The following is a 25,109-nucleotide window of genomic DNA, read 5'->3' on the forward strand; positions in this document are numbered from 1 at the left end:
AAAACCTAAAATCATGTATAATATTTTCTTTTTTTAACCACTCTATAACTGAACCATGCTTTTTGAAGGAGGAAATCAAATGAGTGGTATACAACGTACCGCACTTGTCTTAACAATTATAGGCGCCATTAACTGGGGACTTATCGGATTTTTCCAATTCGATTTGGTTGCAACTGTTTTTGGGGGCGGAAGCCAAGCTGGTGGTTTCGCACGTGTTATTTATGCACTTGTTGGAATTGCAGGCCTTGTCAATCTTGGATTATTATTCAAGCCAAGCGAACAAACAAGCAGCCAGGAACAACCAAATCCATCAAAATCATAATATCTAGAATAGGCCCATCCCTTTATTTGGATGGGCCTATTCATTTATACAGACAATACCTTTTTAATTTTTGAAATCGCCCAATCAAGCTCTTCTTTGGTAATGATAAGTGGTGGGGCAAAACGGATGACATTATCATGAGTTTCCTTACATAATAAGCCCTCATCCTTTAACCGTTCACAATATGGGCGTGCTGATTCCGTTAATTCCATACCAATAAATAAACCACGGCCTCTGATTTCTTTTATAATAGGATTTTCAATCTTCCTTAATTCTTCACTCAGATAGGCTCCCAGCTGTTCGGATTTTCCAGCCAAATTCTCTTCAACTAACACATCAATAGCCTCCATAGATACTGCGCAGGCTAATGGATTACCACCAAAAGTAGATCCATGGGACCCCGGATTAAAAACATCAAGAATATCATGATTGGCCAGAATACAGGAAATTGGGAATACTCCGCCACCAAGGGCCTTACCCAAAATATAAATATCAGGAACAACATCCTCCCACTCACATGCAAACATCCTGCCCGTTCTGCAAAGCCCTACCTGAATCTCATCTGCAATAAATAAAACATCATTAGCCTTACATACATCATATGCTCCCTTAAGGAACCCTTCAGAAGGTATATTAATTCCTGCTTCACCTTGGATTGGCTCAATCAAAAAGCCTGCTGTATTGGGAGTAATCGCTTCCTTTAAAGCTTCTATATCGCCAAATGGGATAAGCTTAATGCCTGGCAGCATTGGACCAAAACCTCTTTTATATTCTTCATCAGAAGAAAGAGAAACAGCGAGCATCGTTCTGCCATGAAAGTTCCCAGTGCAGGCGATAAATTCTGCCTTGTCCTTTTCCACTCCTTTTACATCATAGGCCCATCTTCTTGCAGCTTTAAAAGCTGTTTCAACCGCCTCCGCACCAGTATTCATAGGAAGTGCTTTGTCTTTGTTTGCTAGCTTACAAATTTTTTCATACCATGGACCAAGCTGATCATTATGAAAAGCTCTTGACGTCAGAGTTACACGATCTGCTTGCTCCTTTAAAGCTCGAATAATTCTTGGGTGACGATGTCCCTGGTTTACAGCCGAATAAGCACTCAGCATGTCCATATATCGGTTTCCCTCTGGATCCTTCACCCAAACACCCTCAGCTTCTGCTATAACAATCGGCAATGGGTGATAGTTCCTGGCACCATATTGTTCTGTTTGTTCAATCACTTCGTTGGAAACAGTTGTCTTTGTCACATGAATCGGCCCCCTATCTAAGTTTTTCATTCGTATAAGGTATAATTCCATTCGACTAAAAACCCATTTAAACGATAATTGAGTCTTGTCTATATTATCCGATAATTTACGAACAATTGGAATTAATAACTGTTTACAACAAAAAAACTGCCCTCATCACAGTCGAAACAAGTGATGAGGGCAGTTTCTGCATTTCTATTCAATTATTTTTTAATAAGATCTTCGCGTTTGGATTGTTCAATCCACTCTTCCAATTTATCTTTAAGTGTATTGAATCCTTGTGGTGTTTCAGCAGGCGGAATTTTAACTGAACCTTGTTGAGATTTTTTCTTAGGCTTACGAGCTTCCTGTTTAACTGCTGGTGGCTCTTCTGTAGCACGAATAGATAGAGCGATTTTCCCAGCTTCTTCATTAACGGAAAGAACTTTAACTTTAACTTCATCGCCTAATTTTAATTGATCATTAATATCTTTCACAAAACCGTACGTAATTTCGGAAATATGAACGAGTCCTTGTGTATTTTCGTCTAAAGCAACGAATGCTCCGTAAGGCTGAATGCCAGTTACTTTACCTGTAAGAATTTGACCTACTTCATATTTTGTAGTCATAATAACACTCCTATAAATGTTTAAATTTTTCGTTTATATACGCAATATAAAATTATAGCACAATGTTTAACCATTATCAAAAATGACCTACATACCTTTCTATTTTTATTTACCCTATTGCCTAATAATAAACACCTTTATCGGCAGGAATAACTTACCTGTTTAATCAGATTTAATATTCTGGCAATTATTCCTGTATAATGCTACTATAATACGATTAATAAGATTACAAGCTATGAGGTGCATACATGCAAACACATGAACAATGGTCATCAAAGATTGGTTTTATTTTAGCTGCTGCCGGTTCAGCAATCGGACTGGGGGCCATTTGGAAATTCCCTTATATGGCTGGAACAAATGGCGGTGCGGCCTTCTTCCTTTTATTTATTGCGTTCACACTCTTTATCGGTGCTCCTATTTTAATTTCCGAATTTGTTATTGGAAGAAACGCACAAAAGGATGCAGTCAGTGCCTATAAAGTTATAGCCCCTAATTCTAAATGGTTTTTAATGGGGTGGATGGGTGTAATTGCTTCCGTTCTGTTGCTATCCTTTTACAGTGTGGTAGGCGGCTGGATTTTATCCTATCTAGGCAGAAGTCTACTTGGGCAGATAACAGGGGTAGCTAATTATGAATCATTATTTAATAACATTATTGAAAATCCATATGAATCAATCATTTCCCAGATTCTGTTCATACTATTGACAATATGGGTGGTTCAGGGAGGAATCAAAAAAGGGATTGAACGGGCAAGCAAGTATATGATGCCGGCATTATTCATTTTGTTTATTATATTGGCCGTTCGATCGTTAACCTTGGATGGAGCTATGGAAGGTGTTAGATTCTTCTTGCAGCCAGACTTCAATAAAATCACGGGTGAATCCGTATTGCTGGCACTTGGACAAGCCTTTTTCGCTCTTAGTGTGGGAACATCGGTAATGGTGACCTACGCTTCCTATTTGCCGAAAAACGAGAATTTGATGAAATCTGGCTTTTCAGTTGTGGTATTAAATATTTTAATCTCCTTATTAGCAGGACTTGTTATCTTCCCTGCTGTATTTGCGTTAGGATATGATCCTGCATCAGGTCCAGGACTAGTTTTTGTCATACTACCAGCTGTATTTAATGAGATCGCATTCGGAGGATTTTTCATGATCATCTTTATGATCTTATTGTTATTTGCGACTCTTACCTCAGCCTTTTCCATTTTGGAAATTGTTGTAGCAGTCATTTCAAAAGAAAATCCCGAAAAACGAAAATCATCCGCATGGCTGGCTGGAGTCATCACTTTCATTGTAGGGATTCCGAGTGCTTTATCCTATGGCATTTTAAATGATGTTCATATTGCAGGGAAAACATTCTTTGATCTGGCAGATTTTATTGTTTCAAATCTTGCCCTGCCGCTCGGTTCACTATTTATCTCTATATTTATAGGTTACGTTATGGATAAAAACGCAGTCAGAACAGAGTTACAAAATGGCTCGAAATTGAAATACTGGATGTTTAACGGTTGGTATATCCTAGTCCGTTACGTATGCCCTGCCGCAATTTTATTAGTCTTCCTGAACTCTATTGGAATTATTTAGTAAGGTGGTAGAATATAAGGAGAACTATTAATATCGGGAGGGATTGATAATGGCTACAATTGGAGAAAATATTCGTAAGTACAGAATTGACAAAGGAATGAGTGTGGAAGAGCTAGCGTTACGCTCCAGAATCGGCACTCACAAACTTGAGCAATACGAGGAAAATGAAATAACACCAAGCCTCCAGGTTCTCCTGACTATTTCAACTGCATTGGATTGCCCTGCCTCCGAATTAATGGAGCACGCCAATCCAACAGGACCATGCCAACTAGATCCCGAACTCCATCACCTCATCAACACAATGGGGCAAAAGCGAGCGAAATTAATACTAAAGAAAACCCAAGACATAACCGAAGCCGACTTCCTAAGGATAATGGGGAACTTAAAAAGCTGAAACGGCTCGTTCAGAAGCGAGCAGCATAAGAGAAAGCCACGAAGGGAATGGTCTTCCCCGCAGTGGCTTTTCTTATGTCCTGAGCTTCTAGCCGTTGAAGCTGGATTAACTAAAAGGCTGAGGCGACTGCCCAGGAGCGACAAGCATAAGACGAATACTCGGAGGGAGGTTTTTCTCCCGCAGAGTATTTGCTTATGACTCGAGCTCCTAGGAGCCGAAGCTGGATTAACTAAAAGGCTGAAGGGCCTTGCCCAGGAGCGAGGAGCATAAGACAGAGGCTCGGAGGGGATGTTCTTCCCCCGTAGAGGCTATGCTTATGTCCCGAGCTCCTAGGCCCTGAAGCTAGATTAACTAAAAGGCTGAGGCGACTGCCCAGGCCCGAAAAGCATAAGAGAGAGGCACGCAGGGAGGTGTTCTTCCCTCCCGCAGTGGCTATCCTTATGACTCGAGGGACTAGGAGTTGAAGCTGGATTGATTAAAAGGCTGAGGCGACTGTTTCAAGGAACAAAGACTAAGAACGCCACGTCGTGTGGCAACGCCTTTGTGACCAACATCCTGTTGGCCTCAACCAAACAAAGAGGCAACCATAGGTCATTTAACGACTTATGGTTGCCCCCTCATTTTTTATATTTGAAAATCTTTTCCCTATACTCAGAAAACTCTTAGTAAAAGTCCTTAAGGAAATTTATGAATGATTGTTTAAAAATCGTTCAATCCTGGTTAAGGCTTCCCGTAATTGATCGATAGATGTAGCGTAAGAGCAACGGATATGCCCTTCTCCGCCTATACCAAATACATTGCCTGGTACTACTGCTACCTTTTCCTCAATCAATAATTTTTCTGCAAATTCTTCAGAGCTCATGCCAGTAGATTCAATGGATGGAAAAGCATAAAATGCTCCACCCGGTGTGTGGCACTTCAAACCAATCTCATTAAATGAACTAACAATATAATTTCTTCGATGATTATAGCTCATACGCATTTCTTCCACATATCCCGCCCCATATCGCAGGGCCTCCAAAGCAGCATATTGGGCAGATGTAGGGGCACACATAATCGCATACTGGTGGATTTTCAGCATAGCTTCAGAGATTTCTTTGTTTGCACATACAAAACCAAGCCTCCAGCCTGTCATAGCAAATCCCTTTGAGAAGCCTGATATTAAAATCGTCCGTTCATACATCCCTTCAATGGCTGCAAAGCTGGTATACGCGTCATCATAAACAAGTTCCGCATAGATTTCATCGGAAATCACAAGAACATCATGTTTAATAGCAATTTCAGCTAATGCTTTCAAATCATCCTTAGACAATTGGGTTCCTGTTGGATTATTGGGTGAACAAATCATAATCGCCTTCGTTTTCGGTGTTATAGCTGCTTCTAACTGTTCGGGTAACAGTTTAAAATCAGATTCTTTCATGGTTCCAACCGAAACAGGCTTACCTCCTGCCAATGCCACTAATGGAGCATAGGATACGAAGCATGGTTCAACGACTATTACTTCTTCTCCTGGGTTGAGAATGGCTCGTAAGGCGATATCGATTGCCTGACTTGCACCTACAGTTACAATAATTTGATTTTCAGGGGAGTATGTTACCTGAAAACGTCTACTCATATAGGCTGCAATTTCCTCGCGTAAATCAAGCAATCCTGCATTTGCTGTGTAAGACGTATAGCCTTCTTCCATCGAGAGGATAGCAGCTTCCCTGTATCGCCACGGAGTAACAAAATCTGGCTCACCTACACCAAGCGAAACGATACCATCCATGCCTGCTGCCAAATCAAAAAATTTACGTATTCCGGAGGGCTTCATTTCTCGAGCCGTATCAGATAGATAACTCGTTTTAATCATGGAGTTATCACAATCCTTTTATCCTCATCAAGAGGTGCAAATACAGTCCCATCATGTTTATACTTTTTAAGAATAAAGTGAGTCGTTGTAGAAATAACTGAATCAAGAGTCGATAATTTGTCTGAAACAAATCGCGCTACCTCATTCATCGACTTGCCCTCAATGACCACAGATAAGTCATAAGCACCTGACATTAAATAAACGGATGTGACCTCTTCATAGCGATAAATTCGTTTTGCTGTCTCATCAAAGCCTACGCCTCTTTTAGGGGTTACTTTCACATCAATCATGGCAGTAACTCCTTCGTGATCTTTAACTTTCGACCAATCGACCAAAGCGGCATAGCCAACAATAATATTGGATTCTTTCAGTTTTTTTAAGGCTAGTTCAACTTCCTCTTTAGACATTGCTGTCATTTTTACTATATCATCCAGAGGGATTCTGGCGTTTTCTTCGAGAATATTCAAAATCTCAATTTCCTTAGCTGTAAGGTTCATACCCTCACCTCCATTAAAAGTATCATTAGATATAAAGATATCTGAAAATTTAATTTAAATTAAACTTTTTCCATTATAACACTCATTTTATACATATGAATATGTAATCAATTATTTTCATCTCACATACCATATTTATTTGAGAAAACAAGCCAATTAATAAATCTTCTAAAACTGCCAGTCTGTAAATATATGATAAAATAAGGGAATCATATAAAGGCGGGGTGAAAAAATGAACAGTACAACAAATACAGAAACCATTATAGATCGTAAAGGAACAGCTTCGTATAAATGGGATAACGTTGATTCATTATTCGCAGGCAGTGACTTATGGCCAATGTGGGTGGCAGACATGGACTGGGCTTCGCCTGTTCAGGTACAGGAAGCTTTAATTACCCGCATACAGCACCCAATATTCGGATATACATATGCCTCCGATTCTGTATACCAGGCTATCATAAATTGGATGAACGAAAAGCATAAATGGTCGCTTAAAAGAGAAAATATTTCTTTTAGTCCAGGTGTAGTTCCGTCCTTATCAGCAGCTGTTCTTGCATTTACTGAAGCTGGAGATCAAGTGATGATTCAAACACCTGTCTACGGTCCATTTCATAATGTCGTTAAAAGTAATGGCCGAACTCTTGTTACCAATAGAATGAAAATCAACCAAAATCAATTTGAAATTGATTTTGAAGACTTTGAAAACAAGCTTCGTAATGGAGTAAAATTATTCATCTTATGCAGCCCGCACAATCCTGGCGGAACGGTTTGGGCAAAGAAAGACCTTGAGAGAATGATTAGCCTATGTCAGCACTATCAAGTGCCTGTCATTTCCGATGAAATTCACGCTGACCTGATCTTTTATGACAATATTCACACACCTGCCGGAATCATCAGCAAAGATGTTATTACACTGATGGCTCCTAGTAAAACCTTTAATATCGCTGGATTGCATGGCTCTCTGATCCTAAGTGAAAATAAAGATTACCTCTTAAAAATGGAACAGCAATTCCTCAAGCAAGGTATTGGGGGCATTAATGTACTTGCCTATACTGCCATGGAAGCGGCCTACACCCATGGTGCTGAGTGGGTGAGTGAGACCGTATCCAAAATTGAAGAGAATATTGAAATCCTGACTGATTATGTTTCTAAGCATTTACCGAAAATAAACATCATGATTCCTCAAGCATCTTTCCTTGTTTGGATCGATTTACGGGATTTAGGAATATCAGATATTGAAATCACAGAAAGGCTCATCCATAAAGGGAAATTGGCTCTTGAACCCGGTGCGAAATATGGGCAGGATGGCCAAGGATTTGTTCGAATGAATATAGGGTGCTCTAAGGACACTCTCACTGAGGGTTTGCGCAGATTGCACGAAGCATTCCAAGACCTCAACTAATTATGTAACAAGCATTTGCCAATCAGTCTGGCAAATGCTTGTTTAATTTTAAGAAGAATCCACTCAGATTTCGGCAAAAAAAAACTGCACACTTTGCATGTGCAGCCATCATTGAATATTTTGCTCTTTTAATTTTTCTTCCAATTCCTTTGCCTTCTGTACCTGCTTACGATTATAAACAATGATAAACCGCATCGTTAACACTGCAAACAATGTAAAAATGGCCATCGTTAATCCGGCTGGAATGTATTCTCTTTTATCTTCAGGAAAATACAAGAATAATCCTATAATAAACGCTAATGGCTGAGACATGTTTTGAGACACCCTTTCCTGATTTGAAAACATTTGAATTTTAACCATATTATAACACGACTAGGGTGAGTATAAGTGATATTTGATTATCCTCATTTATAAATAAGAAAAAAGCTGCCGAGTCATCGACAGCCTACTTACATTATAGGGATTATTTTAGGATGTTGATTTTTTCAATCACTACATCATAAACCGGTTTATCGTTAGGACCTACTTTAGTAGTTGCGATGTCATCTACAACATCCATTCCTTCAGTAACTTGTCCAAACACGGTATGTCTGTGGTCAAGCCAAGGAGTTCCGCCTATTTCCATGTATTTTTCCACTGCTTCCTGAGGATATCCCGCTTGTTCCATTTGTCCTTTTAGATTCGCTTCAACAGCACCTTTTTGAACAATAAAGAATTGACTTCCATTTGTACCAGGGCCGGCATTTGCCATAGACAAAGCACCACGGAAATTAAATAAATCCATCGTGAATTCATCTTCGAATGATTTACCCCAAATGCTTTCTCCACCCATTCCTGTTCCAGTTGGATCTCCGCCTTGAATCATGAAATCATTGATCACGCGGTGGAAAATGATCCCCTCGTAGTATCCATTTTCTGCATGAGTCAGGAAATTTTCAACCGCTTTAGGAGCTTGGTCAGGGAATAATTTGATTTGGATGGAACCTTTATTAGTTACCATCTCCACTAATCTTTCATTACCTTGTACTTCTGTAAATTGAGGTAATACTGTCATTTTATCTTCGCCTTCTTTCTCTTTAATGGTTTGATCCAGCTTTAAAGTTGTTTGATCACCAGATTGGAATACCTTATCTTTTATATACAGATTCCAAATCGCTGCACCAAGGAGGATTATTAATAATAGTATCATGGTCTTCCATTTCATTTAAACTACCTCCAATTTTTCACTTTACACGATTCTCAAAAAAAAAGCATCTTTCTGAAGAGCTTTTTATAGGATTGATTATGGTACATCGGTATGATAGAGAAGAACAGATATGAATGGGGGATAAAAATGAATGAACTCACTATTGGCGACCAAGTGATTGCACATTATAAAACCGGTAAATATGTAGGCGAAATCACCAATATCCGAACAAATGGATATATGGTTGTTAAAATACTGGCTGTATTAAAGCACCCTATGCAGGGAGATCTTCATCATCCAAAACAAACAGAAGTTGATTTTTTCCATGAGCGAAAGGCTTTAGCTTACAGGGAACAAACCAACATCCCGGTAAACATGGTGAAACCGTTTAAAGGGGAAATTCCTGATTACACAGAATCCCTGCGCCAGTCTCTTGAAACATTAAAACAGGAATTGCAAAAAGAAGAATCAAAGTGGTCAGATATGTCTTTGTCAGCTATATCGAATATAGAGCGCGAGTATTTTCCAATATGATAAACATAAAAAACCAAATCACTCTTTACTGATTTGGTTTTTTACGTCAACCCATTAAATAACTGTGAAAAATCCACAACGTCTCCGATTGTCGTTGGCTTATAGTTATCCACATACCTCCTGTCCTGCTCAATTAATGTAAACAGTTCATAAGTCATTCTGGCATCATCCAAAGCACGATGCCAAACGCCTTTAGCCTTGTCCCCATATTGCTGAACTGCTTTCCATAGGCCTGTCTGATTTCGGTCACCAAAGAATTTTTGATACTCAATCGATAAATCCAATTGCTTTCCCGTTAAAGGGAATATATGTCCTGAATACTGACAGTTTTGCTTTAACACCTTCATATCCATGTTTCCCCATGTAGCAATCGTTGGAGAGTTAGGATGATCCAATTCTCGCAGTAAACTGTGAAAAACATCAAATTCCACCCCTGTCTTAAGATCATCTTCGGTAATGTGCAAAAAGTTCTTACATCGGTTCGTTAACGACTGAAATACTCTGGGCAGGACATAAGAATTGTATTGATTGACTATTGTTCCACTCTTTACCTCGATAATTCCATATTCAATGATTTCAGGAAAGAACCCATTCGGATTATTTCGATCCTCTGGCATTGTAAATTCAAAATCTATGAATAAATAGTGGTCATCCTTCTTCACAATGATACAACCTCCTTGTTTTCGTGTAATCTATTGCTCCTTCCAAATTTTCCTCTTTTAACCATAAAATCAATACGATATAGTTAAATATACGAATAGAATTCCAGGTGGGTAAAAATGAGAAAATCAATTGGATTTTGTATGATTTTATTACTGGTTCCATCCTTATACGGATTGAGTACATTAACACTGAATGAGTTTTCCAAATTGCAAAGCCTCAATCATGTTTTGGACACCAATTTACAAATAGATCAATCAGCCATGCAGCTTAACAGTACAATCACAGATTCCGATGGACAATTATCAGAGAAATCTATCAAACAGAGAATCGGAAATATATAAAGGATGCTGATATCCCTCAAATTTTAAAGGATATTTACGTAGTTTCAGAGGATCAGCATTTTTATTCACATAAGGGGTTTGATTTATCAGCTATTAGCAGAGCGTTCATAATTAATACGGAAAGCGGGGGAATTCATCAAGGGGGCAGCACCATTACACAACAGCTCGCTCGAAATTTATTCCTCACAAATGAACGTACATATAATCGTAAATTAACTGAACTGCTTTACGCCTATCAGCTTGAGCGTGATTTTTCAAAAGATTAACTATTAAATACTTACATAATTGCGATTTACTATGGTAACAGTTCCTATGGAATTGAAGCTGCTGCTTATTTTTATTTTTCCAAATCAGCAAAGAATCTCAAGCATGGTGAACTCTCTTTTCTAGCGGCAATTCCTAATAACCCTAGTCTTTATGACCCGCTGACTAATTTCCAAAATACAAAAAAACGCCAGGTTAGACTTCTGCAGCAACTTGAGAATAAGAATTTCATAACGAATGGAGAAAAAGAGCAAATTTTAAAAGAATCAATAAAATTAAATCTTTCCAAACGAATCCAAGAATTTCCTGATTATACCGATTACACGCTGGCTGAATTTCGTCAGCTGGTCGCAGAGCAGGATGGTTATCAGTTTTCTGGTTTATCTGAACAAGAATCTAATCAATTAACAGAGAAATTAGATAACCGCATCACGGAACTGCTGCATTCAGGAATTACGATCCACACTTTTTCTCGATTCAGATATTCAGAAAAAGCCAAATCAGCCGTTAGTAGCATCCTGCCTTATAAAAACGTTGAAGCATCAGCGGTAGTTATTAATCATTCTACTCATGAGCTTGTCTCATTGATTGGGGGAAAAACATATAAACCCTCAACATTTAATCGAGCCCTTAAAGTTTTCGTCAGCCAGGATCTACGATTAAACCATTGCTGGTATATGCGCCTTATTTGAAAACTAATAAGGATCCAAAAAATAGACGCTTCAGCGATATGCATCGAAAATTACTGCCCAGAGAACTATGGTCATTCAACATATAGCAATCTTCCACTCAATCAGGCAATGGCCAAATCGGTTAATACTGCAGCTGTTCGATTGCTTCAAAAAACAGGTAGCTTATATAGGAGGAAAAACCGGTACAACAAATGATTATCATGATTTATGGTTTATTGGGATGACTGCTTCGTATACTGGTGGGGTCTGGGTGGGCAAGGATCAGCCGTCCAGTATTGATTTTTTAAATAAAAGTCAGCCGCAAATACAAATATGGAAAAGCATGATGTATTCTCTCTATTAGAGGTTCATCATGCTTTTTCCTTTACAGCGGAAGTCCCGCCATTATACTATTATATAATTTTAAGACAGAGAGACAGACTGCCAATAACAGAACGGCCCAGATAGTTACATGAAAAAATATAATCCCTATCAATCAGGTACCCGATAAGGATGAACTGATTTTATACAGAAAGTATATAAAAGCGAATAATGAAGTAAGTAAAAAGCAGCCTGCAAGCAACCAAAGACAACATAACATAGATATAAGTCCACCTATCAGAAAAATGATAGAAGTCCCTCTCAGCTTTTGCAGGTCTTCTCCCACCTTATCCTTTGAGAAAAATAAAAGTGACAGTTCCAAAAAGGTATCGACAAGAAGCTTTAACACAGCAAGTAACATAAAAAAACAGATAAAGAACAATAATAAAAAGGATAATTTAATATGGATCTCTGATAACAATCCAGTCATGCCTGAATAGAGCCCATTGCTTTTTAAAAATGCAATCATTCTTACCATAAGATGAACAGCAAAGAACAGACTAAATGCCATTATCGATAATAAGGGAAAATAACCTGTTACATATGTATTCTTCATTTTCATTATTCCTTATACTTCACATTTTCCCATTATAAACCATTTATCGGAAAGGAGAATTAAATTTTTAAATTTTTTCCTTCATATAATACATGGTTAAAACACATGAATACCAGTCTTTTCAAGTACAGTCTAATATAAATTTGCTGTATAATTTGCTATGCTGAATGTACGGATTGGTACATTTTGTTGTAATTTTTCAATATTTTATAATTTTTTAAGGGAGGTCCTTATGTCAATGCTTCACTTGAGTATATTACTGCCTTTTTTGGCTGCGATATGTATTCCGTTTATAGGCAAATATGCTCGTAAAATACATACCGGATGGTTCGTACTCATTATACCTATCGTATTATTTGGTTATTTGTTTACGTTCCTGCCTGAAATAACGGATCATCAATCCATAACAGCTAGTTTTGAGTGGATTCCTTCACTAAACATATCATTTGATGTTTATGTAGACGGATTAGGCCTGCTCTTCGCTATGCTGATCACAGGTATTGGTACACTAGTTATTCTGTACTCCATCTTTTATATGGACAAAACAAAAGAAAAACTGAGTAATTTTTATGTTTATTTACTATTATTTATGGGGGCTATGCTTGGGGTTGTCCTATCTGACAACTTAATCGTCCTTTATACGTTTTGGGAATTTACCAGCCTTTCTTCCTTCCTGCTGATTGGCTATTGGCATGAGAGAAAAGGATCTCGCTACGGAGCGCAAAAATCATTATTAATCACCTTTTTAGGTGGCTTATCCATGCTAGGAGGTTTTATAACCCTCTCTGTAATGGGAAATACCTTCAGCATCAGAGAATTAATTTCAATGGCTCCTGATTTGGTAAACCATCCTCTTTTTTATTTTTCGATGATACTCGTTTTATTAGGGGCATTCACGAAGTCTGCCCAATTCCCATTCCACATTTGGTTACCTGATGCAATGGAAGCACCTACACCAGTCAGTGCATATCTTCATTCAGCAACGATGGTTAAAGCAGGTATCTATTTAGTAGCACGTTTGAGCCCTATATTTGCTTTATCAGGTGAATGGGTATGGATTATCGGCCTGGTCGGTATCATAACCTTAATTTGGGGTTCCTTTAATGCAGTACGTCAGTATGATTTAAAAGGGATTCTTGCCTACTCAACAGTCAGCCAGCTCGGCTTAATCATGTCCCTGCTTGGCATCGGTGCGGCTTCCCTCCATTTTGGATCAGCCGAGAATAATGTATATATTGCCGCTGTTTCGGCAGCTGTTTTTCACCTAATTAACCATGCAACCTTTAAAGGTTCATTATTCATGGCAGTCGGTATAATTGATCACGAAACGGGAACTAGGGATATTCGTAAACTGGGCGGATTAATGACCATAATGCCAATCACTTTTACTATTGCTGCAATCGGAGCATTCTCAATGGCAGGCTTGCCTCCATTCAATGGCTTCTTGAGTAAGGAAATGTTCTTTGGCAGCCTATTAGATATAACAAAAGCAGATTTTCTTAACCTGCAAACATGGGGTAATTTATTCCCTGTTATTGGATGGCTGGCAAGTGTATTCACATTTGTTTACTGTATGATTCTTTTATTTAGAACATTTGGCGGCAAACTTCAGCCTGAAAAATTAACGAAAAAACCACATGAAGCACCGATTGGATTATTGATTTCACCAATCACGCTTGCAGCCTTGGTTATTATTTTTGGATTATTTCCAAACATCCTTACTTCAACAATTATTGAGCCAGCTACTGCAGCTATCCTGCCGAGCCTTTATGAAAACGGAAACCCTCCGCATCTTCATATACAAATGTGGCACGGAGTAAATGGCGCATTATTAATGACAATCGGAGTTGTCATCTTAGGAATTATCTTGTATAAGTTCTATCCAAAATGGAGCAAGATTTATACGTATTTCTCTGATAAATACACATTAAACAATGCATATAATATGGGATTAAGATCACTGGATACAGGTTCACGTCTCATTACCCGCGGATATATGAACGGGAGTATCCATGATTATTTAGTTTATATATTTGGCTTCTTGATTATCAGTTTACTTTATACGGTTTGGAAAACCGATAGCTTTGCATTCGAAACAACCAGTATGACTCCAATTGGGGTATACGAAGTTATTTTGATCTTTATCTTAGTTCTGGCTTCAATCATGATTCTATTTGCAAAATCGAGACTGACTTCAATCATTTTAATGGGAGCGGTTGGTTATACGGTATCACTTTTATTTGTTCTATTTAGGGCACCTGATTTAGCCTTAACTCAATTTGTCATTGAAACAGTATCTACATCGCTGTTCTTGCTTTGTTTCTATCACTTGCCGAAGTATAAACCAAAGGAAAAGCGTATGCGTTTTAAATTGACAAACCTGGCAATCTCTCTCGGTGTCGGAATTACGATGACACTTATCGCGCTGGCTTCTCACAGTACGAAGCTATTTGAATCCATCTCTGAATTTTATAAAGAGGTTACGTACAAAGAAGCTGGTGGAGAGAATATGGTTAACGTAATCCTGGTTGACTTCCGTGGTTTGGATACCATGTTTGAAATCACCGTATTATCCATTGCAGCCATGGGAATTTACACCATGATTAAACTCCGTCTCACGAAAAGAGGAGGGGAAGAATGAAAACAAATGATTTAATTTTACAGACGGTTACTAAAATCGCAACTTTTATTATTATTTTGTTCTCTATACACATTTTCTTTGCCGGACACTATACGCCGGGCGGTGGATTTATCGGTGGTCTTATGACTTCTTCTGCCATCATTCTTTTATTGCTGGCATTTGATTTAAAAACCGTAAAAAGTTTTCTGCCGGTAAATTATTTATCGTTGATAGCTGTGGGGTTGTTGTTATCTGTCGGGACTGGAGCTGGTGCGTTATTCTTCGATGCTCCTTTCCTGACGCACGCCTTTGATTATTTTGATTTGCCGCTCCTTGGAAAAACATCCCTTCATACAGCAGTTATCTTTGATACGGGTGTTTATCTAGTTGTAATCGGCGTGACAATGACCATTATTCAAACGATTGGGGAGAGTGAATGATGGAGATTTTAATGTGTTTTGCTATAGGAATTCTATTTACGATTTCCACCTATTTACTTTTATCAAAAAGCTTGCTTCGTATCATTATTGGAACAAGCATATTGAGCCATGCGGTGAATTTATTGGTTCTTACCATGGGAGGATTAAAACAAGGAGCTGTGCCTATCTTAAGTGAACACGCCAAATCCTATGTGGATCCGCTGCCACAGGCATTAATCCTGACAGCGATTGTAATTAGCTTCGGTGTCACATCTTTCTTCCTGGTATTGGCCTATCGTTCCTATCAGGAACTTGGAACGGATAACATGGATCAACTGAGAGGAAATAAGTCATATGAATAACCTTGTTATATTACCTATTTTACTTCCGTTATTGACAGGAATTTTATTGTTATTCCTTGCGAAAAAAATAAATGCCCAACGAATAGTCGCCTTGGCCTCTTCTATACTGGTCCTGGTAGTTACCTTTTCACTTTTAATAGAGGTAAAAACAAATGGCATTCTAACCTTGCAGGCCGGCAGCTGGGATGCCCCTTTCGGAATTAGTCTTGTAGCGGATATGCTGGCAGCCTTACTGGTTTTAACTACATCTCTTATTACATTAGTAACGATTATTTATTCTTTTAAAAATATTGATGCAAACCGTGAAAAATATTTCTACTATGCCCTTATCCAATTTTTAATTGTAGGTGTTAACGGGGCATTTTTGACCGGAGATATATTCAACTTATTTGTATTTTTTGAAGTAATGCTGATGTCATCTTATGTATTACTTGTGACAGGTGGTACAAAAGTACAGCTTCGCGAGTCTATTAAATATTTGCTTGTAAATGTAATTGCTTCTGGCCTTTTTGTTGCTGCTGTTGCATTCTTATACTCTGTTGTAGGTACGCTGAATATGGCAGATATCTCAGAAAGAATTGCGGAAGTAGACCAGCCGGGAATCATCACGGTTATCGCTGTTCTGTTTCTAATCGTGTTTGGATTGAAGGCAGCCATTTTTCCTTTATATTTTTGGATGCCCGGCTCATACTTTGCGCCGCCAATTCCAATCCTGGCTTTGTTTGGTTCATTATTAACGAAGGTTGGTGTTTATTCCATCCTAAGAACCTTTACCATTATGTTTTATCATCATACTGATTATACGCATACATTGCTGGAGTACCTTGGAATTTTAACCATTGTATTTGGCTGTATCGGTGTATTGGCCTATATGGATGGTAAAAAAATCATCATTTACAATATCGTAATTGCCATTGGTGTTATAATCTTCGGTATTTCAATCATGAATACCGCATCCATATCCGGTTCAATTATGTATACAATTCATGACATGATGATTAAAGCAGCCCTGTTTCTGCTTATTGGAGTAATGATGGCCAAAACAGGGACAAGTAATATTAAGCGCATGGGTGGGTTAATTCACGAATCTCCACTTTTAGCTTGGATGTTCTTCATAGCGGCTATATCGTTAGCAGGGGTTCCACCTTTCAGCGGTTTTACAGGAAAATTACTAATCATTCAGGGTGCCTTTGATGAAAGGCATTACGTAGGAGGATTGGTAGTCCTATTCTCAAGTTTAATTGTTTTATATTCCGTGATGCGCATTTTCATATTCGCGTTCTGGGGAGAGAAAAAAGTTTACGATGAGAACTTCTCCAAGAAAGATAACCGTTTTTTACTATTGCCGATCGGCATTTTACTTGTAGTCTCAATATTGTACGGATTGGGCTCTGAAGTTGTTTATACGTATGTTTCTGATGCGGTTGATGTTTTAATGAATCCATCAGATTACATTCAGGCCGTACTAAAGGAGTGATGAAGATATGTCTTATCAAATATTATTAAATGTAATTCTAGCCTTGACCTGGATGTTCCTGACGACGTCAAATACAGCCGCTTCCTTTATTATCGGCTATTTAATTGGGGCGATTATTCTTTTTCTATTCAGACGCTTTTTTTCGACTCGGTTTTATTTGCATAAGGTAGTGGCTGTCCTTCACCTTCTGGGGATATTTATACGAGAATTATTGATTGCAAACTTCGACGTTTTTAAAACAATCATCAGACCAAAGCTTGAACTGAAGCCAGGAATTTTTACTTATGAAACCAAACTTAAATCGGATTGGCAGATCACTCTTCTGTCCTGTCTGATTACCTTAACTCCCGGTACATTAGTTCTGGATATTTCTTCTGATAACAAAACATTATTCATCCATGCATTAAACATATCGGAGATTCCAGAGATGCAAGAAAGTATAAAAAATTCATTTGAGCGGCTTATTCTGGAGGTGAGTGAGTAATGATTAATTTCATCCTTCAGCTTTCTTTAGTCTGTATAGCTATTTCGATGCTCATTCTAATTTATAGAGTAATTAAGGGACCAAGCATCCCTGATCGTGTAATGGCATTGGATGCTATTGGCATGAACTTAATTTGCATGATTGCCATACTATCTTTATTGCTCAGCACATCCATGTTTTTAGAGGTTATCCTTCTGATCAGTATTCTTTCGTTCACTGGTACGGTTGCCTTTTCGAAATTCCTGGAGAAAGGGGAAATCATAGAAAATGAACGAAATTAGTTCCTATATTTTTGTTTGTATCGTTTTAATCGGTTCTATATTAACCGTTGTATCAGCTCTTGGAATACTCCGTTTACCCGATGTCTATACGCGGAACCATGCAGCTTCTAAAACATCCACTTTGGGTGTAACCCTTGTATTGCTTGGCACATTCTTATATTTCTGGATTACAGAGGGCCATTTTAACTCCCGTATCCTGTTAGCTATCTTCTTTATTTTTATGACAGCTCCGGTTGCCGGACATTTAATCAGCCGTGCAGCCTATAATACAGGCGTTAAATTGTGGAAACATAGTGTGCGTGATGATTTAAAAAAGGCAAAAAAACAAAAAAATAGCTAATGACAGAAAAAGAGGATGCTTACAAGATCGCTTTAGACCTTGTAAAACATCCTCATTTTTTTATTTGAATAACAGCAAGCGTACATCTGCTGATACATATTAATTCGTTCTCTTCATCCGTTATTTTAATTTCCCATACCATTGTTTTTTTTCCTCTGTGTACAATATTTCCTGTTGCGGTCACCAAGCCTTCCCTTTTGCTTTTAAGATGATTCGCATTAATCTCTAAACCAACGACTGCTTCTTTCTCCTCGTCAACCATTGTATATCCACCAAGACTGGCGACCGTTTCGGCAAGAGCCACCGATGCGCCACCGTGAAGAAGTCCCATCGGCTGGTGTGTCCGATGGTCAACAGGCATGGTTGCAACAACTCTTCCTTCACAGACCTCAACTATTTCTATCCCTAATGTACCCATCAATGTTTTACTTAAATCCAATTAAAGGCATCCTTTCCATTGCTTATTTGTTATGAATTAGATAAAGAGCGGAAAAATAAAGGAGTAAAGCTTTCTTACAACTGATTCCTATTCTGATTTTTAAGGTGAATCCCTTCGAAAAAAGATGAACTGGATATCTGTAAGACTTTACAAAAAGCATATCTAGATGATGGAGGATTGGTCAAATGGATCTTCGAGAAGGAATGGTTCCAACTGTATTAGGTACCGCTGTTGCTGCTACTGGTTATGCCCTTAAACAAAAGCATAATAGCAATAAAATGATTGCCAATGCACTATTTGGATTTGGGCTTGCCCATATTGCTCTTGGTGTTATTGATTTAGTCGAGCATCGCAACGATATCTAAACGAACATCATCTATCCCCTAAATAAGCAACCTAACCGTTGCTTATTTTTTGGTCTAATACAATCTACCTTCTCTTATATATAGTTATAAGGTATTTTATTTCGTAAGAGGAGGTGCCCATATGTATGCAAATCAACAGTTTTATAACTGGGCTCAAAGTCTAGGTCCTCATTACCACATACCCACATGGATCCATCCATCTGTTACTGGTATGAATTCTTATTCTTCATATAACAGAAAAGTTCCTGCTATAGATACAACAAAATTTAAGAATTCTGCCAATCGAACCGCGTCCTATCTGACTGAAGCATTAAGAATTGCCAATCAGATCTCTGCATCTCAAGATTTAGCTCGTCAAATTATGGCAGCCTCTGAGTTTAATAACCTAAGCGAAGTGAATCGATTATTGCTTTCAACCGGTATTCGAATAGCTCCTTCCATCTATTACGATCCGGAGGGAATTCGGCTGGTTTTTGCTGATAAACAAACCAGTCCTCCCTGTTGTGAAGTTGGGGTAGTCATACGATGGAGCTAAAAACCAGCAGTTTGATAACTGCTGGTTTTGTTTACAAATTATTATTAATAAAATCCGCCACCATATCCCCATGGGGACCCATATCCATACGGAGGATAACCATATCCATATCCCCATGGTCTGCTAAGCAATGCTCCACCTATTAATCCGCCGGCTAATCCTAAACCAAATCCCCCGATCGGACCTCCAAATCCAAAACCAAAACCTGGTCTACCCCATGGTCTTCCCCACGGTCCGCCCCACGGTCTGCCCCATGGTCTTCTCTGTCTGTAATCCATCTGTAAAATACCTCCTGTTTGTTTAAATGCCTACACTATTATGTATGCAGAAACCTAACAGCAGGTAAGGGCGTATGCCCTCTTACAAGGATAACATTCACATTTAAATCTATTTATGAGATTAGATTAATCTTCACCATCCAAACCAAAACGTTCAACCAATACAGCCAATGTCCTCGCCATTACACCAGTAGCACCTGATGGTCCAAGTTCATAGCTGGAACGTCTTGTAGATGTACCAGCTATATCTAAATGCACCCATGGAGTCTCCTCGGCAAACTCACCAACAAATGCACCTCCCATAATGGCATGCCCCTCTGCTCCCGGCGAATTATTAAGATCAGCTATTTTGCTATTGCGAACACGCGCTTTATCCCTTTCGGTAATTGGCAATCTCCACATGGGTTCTCCAGCTTCATCAGATGCTTTTAAGACTTCCTCAAACCAGCTTTCATGATTTGTCATCGCACCTGTCATTTCTACACCTAATGCTGTAATAACTCCCCCGGTTAATGTAGCTACATCAACTAAATAATCCGCTCCATGCTGTTTAGCATATGTAATCGCATCTGCCAACACAAGACGCCCCTCGGCATCTGTATTCAAGACCTCAATTGTTTTACCAGCCATGGAAACTATGACATCATCCGGTTTGAAGGCATTTCCGGAAATCATATTATCTGTTGATGGAATAACAGCCACAACATTTTGTTCAGGTCTCAATTCCCCAATTATCTCCATAGCTCCAAGGACAGCGGCTGCTCCCCCCATATCCGTTTTCATTCCAACTATCCCTGCTTTTGTCTTTATTGAATATCCGCCTGTATCAAATGTAATTCCTTTGCCAACCAAACCAATTACATCTGTCCAGTCAGATTTCCCTTGATATTTTAGGACAATCATTTTAGGTGGTTCAGCAGATCCTTGGTTGACGGCAAGCAAGGCTCCCATTCCAAGCTCCTGCATATCTTCTTTTTCAAGGATTTCGCACTCAAACTGATACTTATCAGCCAGCCCTTTAGCATAATTGGCCATATCTGTAGACGTTAGCATATTACCTGGAAGATTTACTAAAGTCCGAGCTGAATTGGTTCCTTTTCCATATGTATATCCAACAAAAAGGGAAGACTCAACTAGCTCTCGGTCGGCTTCCGTATATACAGAAACCTCTTCTATTTTCTGATCTGGTTCATTTTTCTTATGCTTATATCCTTCAAATTCATACGTAGACAAGGCTAATGCTTCTCCTAAAGCATGTGCTGCATCCTCCACCGTAATGACATCTGTCAGGAATGACGTTAAGTCGACGCTAATCTTTGTCCATCCACGACCTTCGACTTTCTGAAACATTTTGCCAAATGCTTCTTTCAGCTCTTCGAATGTTAAATCTTTTTGTTTCCCCAATCCAACGAACACCAATCTCTCCGGTGGAATAAGATCAAGTGTATGCAATGTCGAAACTTTTTTCTTCCGAGCGGAAATATCTCCAACCTTGGCAAGCTCCTGAAGCTTACTATTCATCATTTTATCCGCTTCCGATAAAGTCGCTGCAAGCGTAACTGGATGATTAAATGCTCCAGTTACCAAAACAGGCATATGTAGTTGACTCGGATTTTCATTATAAACTTTAAACATACTACTCCTCCTGATCGTTTATCTTTATTCATGCCTTTTCTTACTGACATTAACTATCCTTACCTATTATCTTACCATTGGCATCATAATTTAGAACAAATGACGCATTCCATTCACTGAAAAATTAAACGATTTATCCCGACATATCTTGCCTATTTTACCCTTCCTTTAGACATAAAAAAACAGAGGACTATTATCCTCTGTGAATTAGTTGCGGAGGCCAACAGGATGTTGGTCACAAAGACGTTGTCACAGGACATGGCGTTCTTAGTCTTTGTTCCTTGAAATGGTCGCCTCAGCTTTTATGCAATCCGGCTTCAACGGCTAGAAACTCAGGTCATAAGCATGACCTCTACAGGAGGGAAGAACTCCTCCTTCCGAGCCCCTGTCTTATGCTCCTCGCTTCTGAGCAAGCCGCTTCAGCACTATAGTCAATCCGGCTTCAACGGCTAGAAGCTCACAGGTCATAAGCATGACCTCTACAGGAGGGAAGAACTCCTCCTTCCGAGCCCCTGTCTTATGCTCCTCGCTTCTGAGCAAGCCGCTTCAGCACTTTGATTTATACCCTATACATACCGGCGCTTGGTCATATGGGTCGATGATGATTCTGGCTTCTATTTGGAATACGGTTTTTAGTACTTCTTGGTTAATGATTTCGGTTGGTGTGCCGGATTTGATTATACTGCCGTCTTTCATGGCTATGATATGGTCTGAGTATCTGGAGGCATGGTTAATATCATGAAGAACCATTACAATTGTACTTTTTTCTTGGCGATTGAGTTCCTGAATAATTTGCAATACATCCAGCTGGTGGGCCATATCCAAGTATGTTGTGGGCTCGTCTAAGAGGATGATGTCTGTTTTCTGAGCCAGGGCCATGGCTAGCCAAACCTTTTGTCTTTGCCCACCAGATAAGCTTGCGATGCTTCGGTTTCGGAAAGGGGATGTTTTTGTTATATCCATTGCCCATTCAATGATTTCCATATCTTCATTCGTCATTATTTTATTATTTTTACGATGTGGATAACGTCCATAGGATACCAATTCCTCCACACCCAACAATCCCGGTGCAACCGGGCTTTGCGGCAGCATAGAAAGCCGTCTGGCAATCTCCTTCGTTGAAATCGTGTTCATATCTTGCTCCTGCAAAAATACCTTCCCTTGCTTTTGTTTCAGTATACGTCCCATCGTTTTTAATAAAGTAGATTTTCCACAACCGTTCGGTCCAATAATAGTCGTTATTTTTCCTTTAGTAATGTCTAAGTTTAAATTTTGAAACACGGTCTTTTTTTCATAACAGGCTTCAAGATTTTCTGTACGCAGAATACTCATATCAAATATCCCCCCTTTATGCTTTCGCCTTTTTGAGTAAATACAAGAAGAATGGTACCCCAATAATGGATACGATAATACCAACTGGCAGTTCAGCAGGGGCAATGATTGTTTTGGCAATATAATCAGAAGAGACTACCAACAGCGCACCGATTGCTGCACTCACAGGGATAACAAATCTATTTTGAACACCAACAAGATAGCGCGATATATGCGGCGCCATTAAGCCAATAAATCCAATACTGCCTGATACTGATACACAAGCGCTTATTAAGCCGATACTGCTGAGAAGTAAGATTGATTTTTCTTTATTAATGGCTATACCTAAACTGATAGCGCTACTATCCTCTAATTGGAGCAAATCAAGTATATAGGCCTTTTTTAGAATGATCGGTATACATATAAACAGCCAGGGGGCCATGGCAAGTATGTAAAGCCAATTGGCATCATAAATGCTGCCTGTGATCCACACAACTGCCATTTCAAAATCAGTTGCTTTCATTTTCAGCGACAAATATAAGGAAACGGCACCAAAAGCTGAACCAATCGCTATTCCAGTCAAGATGAGTCGTTCTACATCAAGGGAACCATTTTTCCATGAAAAGGCGAATATAATTAAGGCCGCCAGCAATCCTCCAACGAGACCAAATAAGGGCATAGCCATAATGGAGAGCCATGTCATTCCTTGAAATACGCTATGAAAGAAAAACATAAATAAAACTACAGCCGTACCAGCACCGGCATTAATACCAAGTATTCCTGGATCGGCCAAGCCATTCTTCGTCACTCCCTGAATCACAGCACCGGCTATTCCAAGCCCAATCCCAACCAGACAGCCAATCAGAATCCTCGGTAACCTAAAATCAAAGATGACCAAATCGTGTTCCGGATTTACGTCTATTCGTGCTAATGTCTTTATTACATCGATAACAGACAATTGAAAGGTTCCGGCCATCAAGCTATAAACGATGACTGCTGTAATAGCGAGTACAATCAGCCATAATGTTATGTAATATCTTAGTTTTGAAACTTTATGCAAGGCCTCTTCCTCCTTTTGTTCTGATTAAATAGAGGAAGAATGGTACACCAATCAATGCAGTCACAACGCCAATCGGTGTTTCAAAGGGATAATTAATAAACCTGCTTAAAACGTCACATAAACCAAGAAATACAGCCCCGAGTATGCCTGCACAAGGAATTATCCATTTATAATCAACGCCGACAAGCATACGGCTAATGTGCGGAATGATTAAGCCTACGAAACCAACTTTTCCTACTAATGCAATTGCCGTACCCGTTAAACAAATAACAGACAAAATACAAATTACTTTGACTAATCCGGTACGCTGGCCCAGGCTGATTGAAACTTCTTCACCAAGAGAAAGAATCGTTACGGATTTGGAAACTAGTAAGGCAAGGAAGATTCCAACTATTCCAATTGGTACAGCCAGTCCAAGGAGCTCTGAATCTATTTGATGCAATCTCGCATTATACCAAAAACTAATATTCTGGGAGACTTGGTAATAGGAGGCCAATGCTTGAGACAGGCTGCTCAGAAACGTCCCAATTACAGTACCTATAATTGCCAAACGAACAGGTGATAAACCATTGGGAAGCATAGAGCCAAATCCATAAACAATTCCTGCACCGAGCGCTGAACCAACCATTGACAACAAAATCATTTCAATAGATGTCATATTCGGCAGGAAAATCATTGATACAGTAATGATAAAAGCTGAACCGTCTACCACCCCCATAATGGAAGGGGATGCAAGATAGTTTCTTGTCATCCCCTGCATTAGTGCACCTGATATAGCAAGGAAAGATCCAACAAGAAGTGCGCCTATTGCTCTCGGTAAACGGGATGTCATAATAATGGCATGGTCCACATTACCGGCATCATAATGAAAAAGGGCATTCCAAATCGTTATATAATCTATATTTTTGGCTCCATAAAAAACGGATAACAGGATGATAAGGAGTATAAGAATGGGTGCCGCACATATTATCAGTAAAGGTATTTTCCTCTTATCCATAC

28 protein-coding genes and 2 pseudogenes are annotated in these 25,109 nt (G+C 39.0%); 16 read left to right on the top strand and 14 right to left on the bottom strand.

Features of this window, described 5'->3' with window-relative positions:
- Positions 1–79: 79 nt before the first annotated feature.
- Positions 80–322, top strand: coding sequence for a DUF378 domain-containing protein (locus AC4G3O_RS11245; RefSeq protein WP_066106678.1), 243 nt, complete (start codon positions 80–82; stop codon positions 320–322).
- A 44-nt stretch (positions 323–366) separates the two neighbouring features.
- Here the strand turns inward: AC4G3O_RS11245 and AC4G3O_RS11250 are convergent, their stop codons facing one another.
- The gene (locus AC4G3O_RS11250; protein WP_187393487.1) at positions 367–1,569 is read right to left on the bottom strand and encodes an ornithine--oxo-acid transaminase; all 1,203 of its coding nucleotides are present in this window, start codon (positions 1,567–1,569) and stop codon (positions 367–369) included.
- Positions 1,570–1,772: 203 nt separating this feature from the next.
- Positions 1,773–2,177, bottom strand: a complete 405-nt coding sequence (gene yugI, locus AC4G3O_RS11255; protein ID WP_140461708.1) for a S1 domain-containing post-transcriptional regulator GSP13 — start codon at positions 2,175–2,177, stop codon at positions 1,773–1,775.
- Positions 2,178–2,425: 248 nt separating this feature from the next.
- Between yugI and AC4G3O_RS11260 the strand changes: the two genes are divergently transcribed.
- On the top strand, positions 2,426–3,763 hold the full coding sequence (locus AC4G3O_RS11260) for a sodium-dependent transporter (RefSeq protein WP_491136197.1): 1,338 nt from the start codon (positions 2,426–2,428) through the stop codon (positions 3,761–3,763).
- A 49-nt stretch (positions 3,764–3,812) separates the two neighbouring features.
- On the top strand, positions 3,813–4,157 hold the full coding sequence (locus AC4G3O_RS11265) for a helix-turn-helix domain-containing protein (RefSeq protein WP_139892306.1): 345 nt from the start codon (positions 3,813–3,815) through the stop codon (positions 4,155–4,157).
- 685 nt (positions 4,158–4,842) lie between these two features.
- On the opposite strand, the gene AC4G3O_RS11270 is transcribed toward AC4G3O_RS11265, so the two are convergent.
- Positions 4,843–6,009 carry an aminotransferase gene (locus AC4G3O_RS11270; RefSeq protein ID WP_491136198.1) on the bottom strand — a complete coding sequence of 389 codons (1,167 nt, stop codon included), beginning with the start codon at positions 6,007–6,009 and terminating at the stop codon, positions 4,843–4,845.
- Complete coding sequence (locus AC4G3O_RS11275) at positions 6,006–6,506, bottom strand: Lrp/AsnC family transcriptional regulator (protein WP_066106655.1); 501 nt, start codon at positions 6,504–6,506, stop codon at positions 6,006–6,008. The genes AC4G3O_RS11270 and AC4G3O_RS11275 overlap by 4 nt, the downstream gene beginning before the upstream one ends.
- Positions 6,507–6,738: 232 nt before the next feature.
- On the opposite strand from AC4G3O_RS11275, the gene AC4G3O_RS11280 reads away from it, so the two are divergent.
- A complete protein-coding gene (locus tag AC4G3O_RS11280; RefSeq protein ID WP_491136199.1) occupies positions 6,739–7,908 on the top strand; it encodes a MalY/PatB family protein in 1,170 nt (389 codons plus the stop codon).
- Between the two features lie 108 nt (positions 7,909–8,016).
- Here the strand turns inward: AC4G3O_RS11280 and AC4G3O_RS11285 are convergent, their stop codons facing one another.
- Together AC4G3O_RS11285 and AC4G3O_RS11290 are read right to left on the bottom strand one after the other, a co-directional pair.
- Positions 8,017–8,220: a hypothetical protein gene (locus AC4G3O_RS11285; protein ID WP_066106649.1), complete on the bottom strand. Its 204-nt coding sequence runs from the start codon at positions 8,218–8,220 to the stop codon at positions 8,017–8,019.
- 151 nt (positions 8,221–8,371) lie between these two features.
- On the bottom strand, positions 8,372–9,112 hold the full coding sequence (locus tag AC4G3O_RS11290; RefSeq protein ID WP_077248121.1) for a peptidylprolyl isomerase: 741 nt from the start codon (positions 9,110–9,112) through the stop codon (positions 8,372–8,374).
- A 129-nt stretch (positions 9,113–9,241) separates the two neighbouring features.
- On the opposite strand from AC4G3O_RS11290, the gene kapB reads away from it, so the two are divergent.
- Positions 9,242–9,628, top strand: a complete 387-nt coding sequence (gene kapB, locus AC4G3O_RS11295) for a kinase-associated lipoprotein KapB (protein WP_139892300.1) — start codon at positions 9,242–9,244, stop codon at positions 9,626–9,628.
- Positions 9,629–9,669: 41 nt separating this feature from the next.
- Here kapB and kapD read toward each other — a convergent pair whose 3' ends face one another.
- Positions 9,670–10,290, bottom strand: a complete 621-nt coding sequence (gene kapD / locus AC4G3O_RS11300; RefSeq protein WP_066106643.1) for a 3'-5' exonuclease KapD — start codon at positions 10,288–10,290, stop codon at positions 9,670–9,672.
- A 117-nt stretch (positions 10,291–10,407) separates the two neighbouring features.
- Here kapD and AC4G3O_RS11305 point away from each other — a divergent pair, with 117 nt between their 5' ends.
- Together AC4G3O_RS11305 and AC4G3O_RS11310 are read left to right on the top strand one after the other, a co-directional pair.
- Positions 10,408–10,632 carry a hypothetical protein gene (locus AC4G3O_RS11305; protein ID WP_066106641.1) on the top strand — a complete coding sequence of 75 codons (225 nt, stop codon included), beginning with the start codon at positions 10,408–10,410 and terminating at the stop codon, positions 10,630–10,632.
- An 11-nt stretch (positions 10,633–10,643) separates the two neighbouring features.
- A pseudogene (locus tag AC4G3O_RS11310) lies at positions 10,644–11,588 on the top strand (transglycosylase domain-containing protein).
- Positions 11,589–11,952: 364 nt separating this feature from the next.
- Here AC4G3O_RS11310 and AC4G3O_RS11315 read toward each other — a convergent pair.
- Positions 11,953–12,510 (bottom strand): annotated as a pseudogene (locus tag AC4G3O_RS11315) (DUF5366 family protein).
- A gap of 226 nt (positions 12,511–12,736) precedes the next feature.
- Between AC4G3O_RS11315 and AC4G3O_RS11320 the strand changes: the two are divergent.
- Genes AC4G3O_RS11320 through mnhG form a run of 7 tightly spaced genes read left to right on the top strand, consistent with a single transcriptional unit; the run spans position 12,737 to position 18,487 of the window.
- Positions 12,737–15,145, top strand: a complete 2,409-nt coding sequence (locus AC4G3O_RS11320; RefSeq protein ID WP_139892296.1) for a Na+/H+ antiporter subunit A — start codon at positions 12,737–12,739, stop codon at positions 15,143–15,145.
- Positions 15,142–15,564, top strand: a complete 423-nt coding sequence (locus AC4G3O_RS11325; protein WP_066106630.1) for a Na(+)/H(+) antiporter subunit B — start codon at positions 15,142–15,144, stop codon at positions 15,562–15,564. Before AC4G3O_RS11320 ends, AC4G3O_RS11325 begins: the two co-directional genes overlap by 4 nt.
- Positions 15,564–15,905 (top strand): Na(+)/H(+) antiporter subunit C, encoded by a 342-nt coding sequence (locus tag AC4G3O_RS11330; RefSeq protein ID WP_066106626.1) that lies wholly within the window; start codon positions 15,564–15,566, stop codon positions 15,903–15,905. The genes AC4G3O_RS11325 and AC4G3O_RS11330 overlap by 1 nt, the downstream gene beginning before the upstream one ends.
- On the top strand, positions 15,898–17,382 hold the full coding sequence (locus AC4G3O_RS11335; protein WP_139892294.1) for a Na+/H+ antiporter subunit D: 1,485 nt from the start codon (positions 15,898–15,900) through the stop codon (positions 17,380–17,382). Before AC4G3O_RS11330 ends, AC4G3O_RS11335 begins: the two co-directional genes overlap by 8 nt.
- 7 nt (positions 17,383–17,389) lie before the next feature.
- Entirely contained in the window at positions 17,390–17,866 is a 477-nt protein-coding gene (locus tag AC4G3O_RS11340) for a Na+/H+ antiporter subunit E (protein ID WP_066106620.1), read from the top strand.
- Positions 17,866–18,147 carry a Na(+)/H(+) antiporter subunit F1 gene (locus AC4G3O_RS11345; protein ID WP_066106615.1) on the top strand — a complete coding sequence of 94 codons (282 nt, stop codon included), beginning with the start codon at positions 17,866–17,868 and terminating at the stop codon, positions 18,145–18,147. Before AC4G3O_RS11340 ends, AC4G3O_RS11345 begins: the two co-directional genes overlap by 1 nt.
- Positions 18,134–18,487 (top strand): monovalent cation/H(+) antiporter subunit G, encoded by a 354-nt coding sequence (mnhG, locus tag AC4G3O_RS11350; RefSeq protein ID WP_066106612.1) that lies wholly within the window; start codon positions 18,134–18,136, stop codon positions 18,485–18,487. The genes AC4G3O_RS11345 and mnhG overlap by 14 nt, the downstream gene beginning before the upstream one ends.
- Before the next feature lie 52 nt (positions 18,488–18,539).
- Here mnhG and AC4G3O_RS11355 read toward each other — a convergent pair whose 3' ends face one another.
- Positions 18,540–18,905 (bottom strand): hotdog fold thioesterase, encoded by a 366-nt coding sequence (locus AC4G3O_RS11355; protein ID WP_066106926.1) that lies wholly within the window; start codon positions 18,903–18,905, stop codon positions 18,540–18,542.
- Between the two features lie 206 nt (positions 18,906–19,111).
- On the opposite strand from AC4G3O_RS11355, the gene AC4G3O_RS11360 reads away from it, so the two are divergent.
- Positions 19,112–19,291, top strand: a complete 180-nt coding sequence (locus AC4G3O_RS11360) for an asparagine synthase (RefSeq protein WP_066106609.1) — start codon at positions 19,112–19,114, stop codon at positions 19,289–19,291.
- A gap of 121 nt (positions 19,292–19,412) precedes the next feature.
- Complete coding sequence (locus AC4G3O_RS11365; RefSeq protein WP_066106606.1) at positions 19,413–19,826, top strand: YuzC family spore coat inner layer protein; 414 nt, start codon at positions 19,413–19,415, stop codon at positions 19,824–19,826.
- Between the two features lie 44 nt (positions 19,827–19,870).
- Here AC4G3O_RS11365 and ymaG read toward each other — a convergent pair whose 3' ends face one another.
- The 5 genes from ymaG to AC4G3O_RS11390 form a co-directional block, all read right to left on the bottom strand.
- The gene (ymaG, locus tag AC4G3O_RS11370; RefSeq protein ID WP_066106603.1) at positions 19,871–20,104 is read right to left on the bottom strand and encodes an inner spore coat protein YmaG; all 234 of its coding nucleotides are present in this window, start codon (positions 20,102–20,104) and stop codon (positions 19,871–19,873) included.
- Positions 20,105–20,230: 126 nt separating this feature from the next.
- Positions 20,231–21,739: a leucyl aminopeptidase gene (locus AC4G3O_RS11375; RefSeq protein WP_066106601.1), complete on the bottom strand. Its 1,509-nt coding sequence runs from the start codon at positions 21,737–21,739 to the stop codon at positions 20,231–20,233.
- 546 nt (positions 21,740–22,285) lie between these two features.
- Positions 22,286–23,071 carry an ABC transporter ATP-binding protein gene (locus AC4G3O_RS11380; RefSeq protein ID WP_066106598.1) on the bottom strand — a complete coding sequence of 262 codons (786 nt, stop codon included), beginning with the start codon at positions 23,069–23,071 and terminating at the stop codon, positions 22,286–22,288.
- Between the two features lie 16 nt (positions 23,072–23,087).
- Positions 23,088–24,110, bottom strand: a complete 1,023-nt coding sequence (locus AC4G3O_RS11385; protein WP_066106594.1) for a FecCD family ABC transporter permease — start codon at positions 24,108–24,110, stop codon at positions 23,088–23,090.
- Positions 24,103–25,107 carry a FecCD family ABC transporter permease gene (locus AC4G3O_RS11390; RefSeq protein WP_066106591.1) on the bottom strand — a complete coding sequence of 335 codons (1,005 nt, stop codon included), beginning with the start codon at positions 25,105–25,107 and terminating at the stop codon, positions 24,103–24,105. The genes AC4G3O_RS11385 and AC4G3O_RS11390 overlap by 8 nt, the downstream gene beginning before the upstream one ends.
- Between the last annotated feature and the right edge of the window lie 2 nt (positions 25,108–25,109).

It is taken from the genome of Bacillus sp. z14 (2026) (genome assembly GCF_058313575.1).

Excerpts from the sequence above, each read along its gene's own strand:
- AC4G3O_RS11355 (WP_066106926.1), bottom strand. The coding sequence starts at position 18,905 with ATGGGTACATTAGGGATAGAAATAGTTGAGGTCTGTGAAGGAAGAGTT.
- AC4G3O_RS11365 (WP_066106606.1), top strand. The coding sequence starts at position 19,413 with ATGTATGCAAATCAACAGTTTTATAACTGGGCTCAAAGTCTAGGTCCT.
- kapB (WP_139892300.1), top strand. The coding sequence starts at position 9,242 with ATGAATGAACTCACTATTGGCGACCAAGTGATTGCACATTATAAAACC.
- AC4G3O_RS11260 (WP_491136197.1), top strand. The coding sequence starts at position 2,426 with ATGCAAACACATGAACAATGGTCATCAAAGATTGGTTTTATTTTAGCT.
- AC4G3O_RS11275 (WP_066106655.1), bottom strand. The coding sequence starts at position 6,506 with ATGAACCTTACAGCTAAGGAAATTGAGATTTTGAATATTCTCGAAGAA.
- AC4G3O_RS11375 (WP_066106601.1), bottom strand. The coding sequence starts at position 21,739 with ATGTTTAAAGTTTATAATGAAAATCCGAGTCAACTACATATGCCTGTT.
- AC4G3O_RS11340 (WP_066106620.1), top strand. The coding sequence starts at position 17,390 with ATGTCTTATCAAATATTATTAAATGTAATTCTAGCCTTGACCTGGATG.
- AC4G3O_RS11245 (WP_066106678.1), top strand. The coding sequence starts at position 80 with ATGAGTGGTATACAACGTACCGCACTTGTCTTAACAATTATAGGCGCC.
- AC4G3O_RS11290 (WP_077248121.1), bottom strand. The coding sequence starts at position 9,112 with ATGAAATGGAAGACCATGATACTATTATTAATAATCCTCCTTGGTGCA.
- AC4G3O_RS11335 (WP_139892294.1), top strand. The coding sequence starts at position 15,898 with ATGAATAACCTTGTTATATTACCTATTTTACTTCCGTTATTGACAGGA.
- AC4G3O_RS11380 (WP_066106598.1), bottom strand. The coding sequence starts at position 23,071 with ATGAGTATTCTGCGTACAGAAAATCTTGAAGCCTGTTATGAAAAAAAG.
- AC4G3O_RS11270 (WP_491136198.1), bottom strand. The coding sequence starts at position 6,009 with ATGATTAAAACGAGTTATCTATCTGATACGGCTCGAGAAATGAAGCCC.
- AC4G3O_RS11305 (WP_066106641.1), top strand. The coding sequence starts at position 10,408 with ATGAGAAAATCAATTGGATTTTGTATGATTTTATTACTGGTTCCATCC.
- AC4G3O_RS11325 (WP_066106630.1), top strand. The coding sequence starts at position 15,142 with ATGAAAACAAATGATTTAATTTTACAGACGGTTACTAAAATCGCAACT.
- ymaG (WP_066106603.1), bottom strand. The coding sequence starts at position 20,104 with ATGGATTACAGACAGAGAAGACCATGGGGCAGACCGTGGGGCGGACCG.
- AC4G3O_RS11285 (WP_066106649.1), bottom strand. The coding sequence starts at position 8,220 with ATGTCTCAGCCATTAGCGTTTATTATAGGATTATTCTTGTATTTTCCT.
- AC4G3O_RS11360 (WP_066106609.1), top strand. The coding sequence starts at position 19,112 with ATGGATCTTCGAGAAGGAATGGTTCCAACTGTATTAGGTACCGCTGTT.
- mnhG (WP_066106612.1), top strand. The coding sequence starts at position 18,134 with ATGAACGAAATTAGTTCCTATATTTTTGTTTGTATCGTTTTAATCGGT.
- AC4G3O_RS11280 (WP_491136199.1), top strand. The coding sequence starts at position 6,739 with ATGAACAGTACAACAAATACAGAAACCATTATAGATCGTAAAGGAACA.
- AC4G3O_RS11265 (WP_139892306.1), top strand. The coding sequence starts at position 3,813 with ATGGCTACAATTGGAGAAAATATTCGTAAGTACAGAATTGACAAAGGA.
- AC4G3O_RS11330 (WP_066106626.1), top strand. The coding sequence starts at position 15,564 with ATGGAGATTTTAATGTGTTTTGCTATAGGAATTCTATTTACGATTTCC.
- AC4G3O_RS11390 (WP_066106591.1), bottom strand. The coding sequence starts at position 25,107 with ATGGATAAGAGGAAAATACCTTTACTGATAATATGTGCGGCACCCATT.
- AC4G3O_RS11345 (WP_066106615.1), top strand. The coding sequence starts at position 17,866 with ATGATTAATTTCATCCTTCAGCTTTCTTTAGTCTGTATAGCTATTTCG.
- yugI (WP_140461708.1), bottom strand. The coding sequence starts at position 2,177 with ATGACTACAAAATATGAAGTAGGTCAAATTCTTACAGGTAAAGTAACT.
- AC4G3O_RS11320 (WP_139892296.1), top strand. The coding sequence starts at position 12,737 with ATGTCAATGCTTCACTTGAGTATATTACTGCCTTTTTTGGCTGCGATA.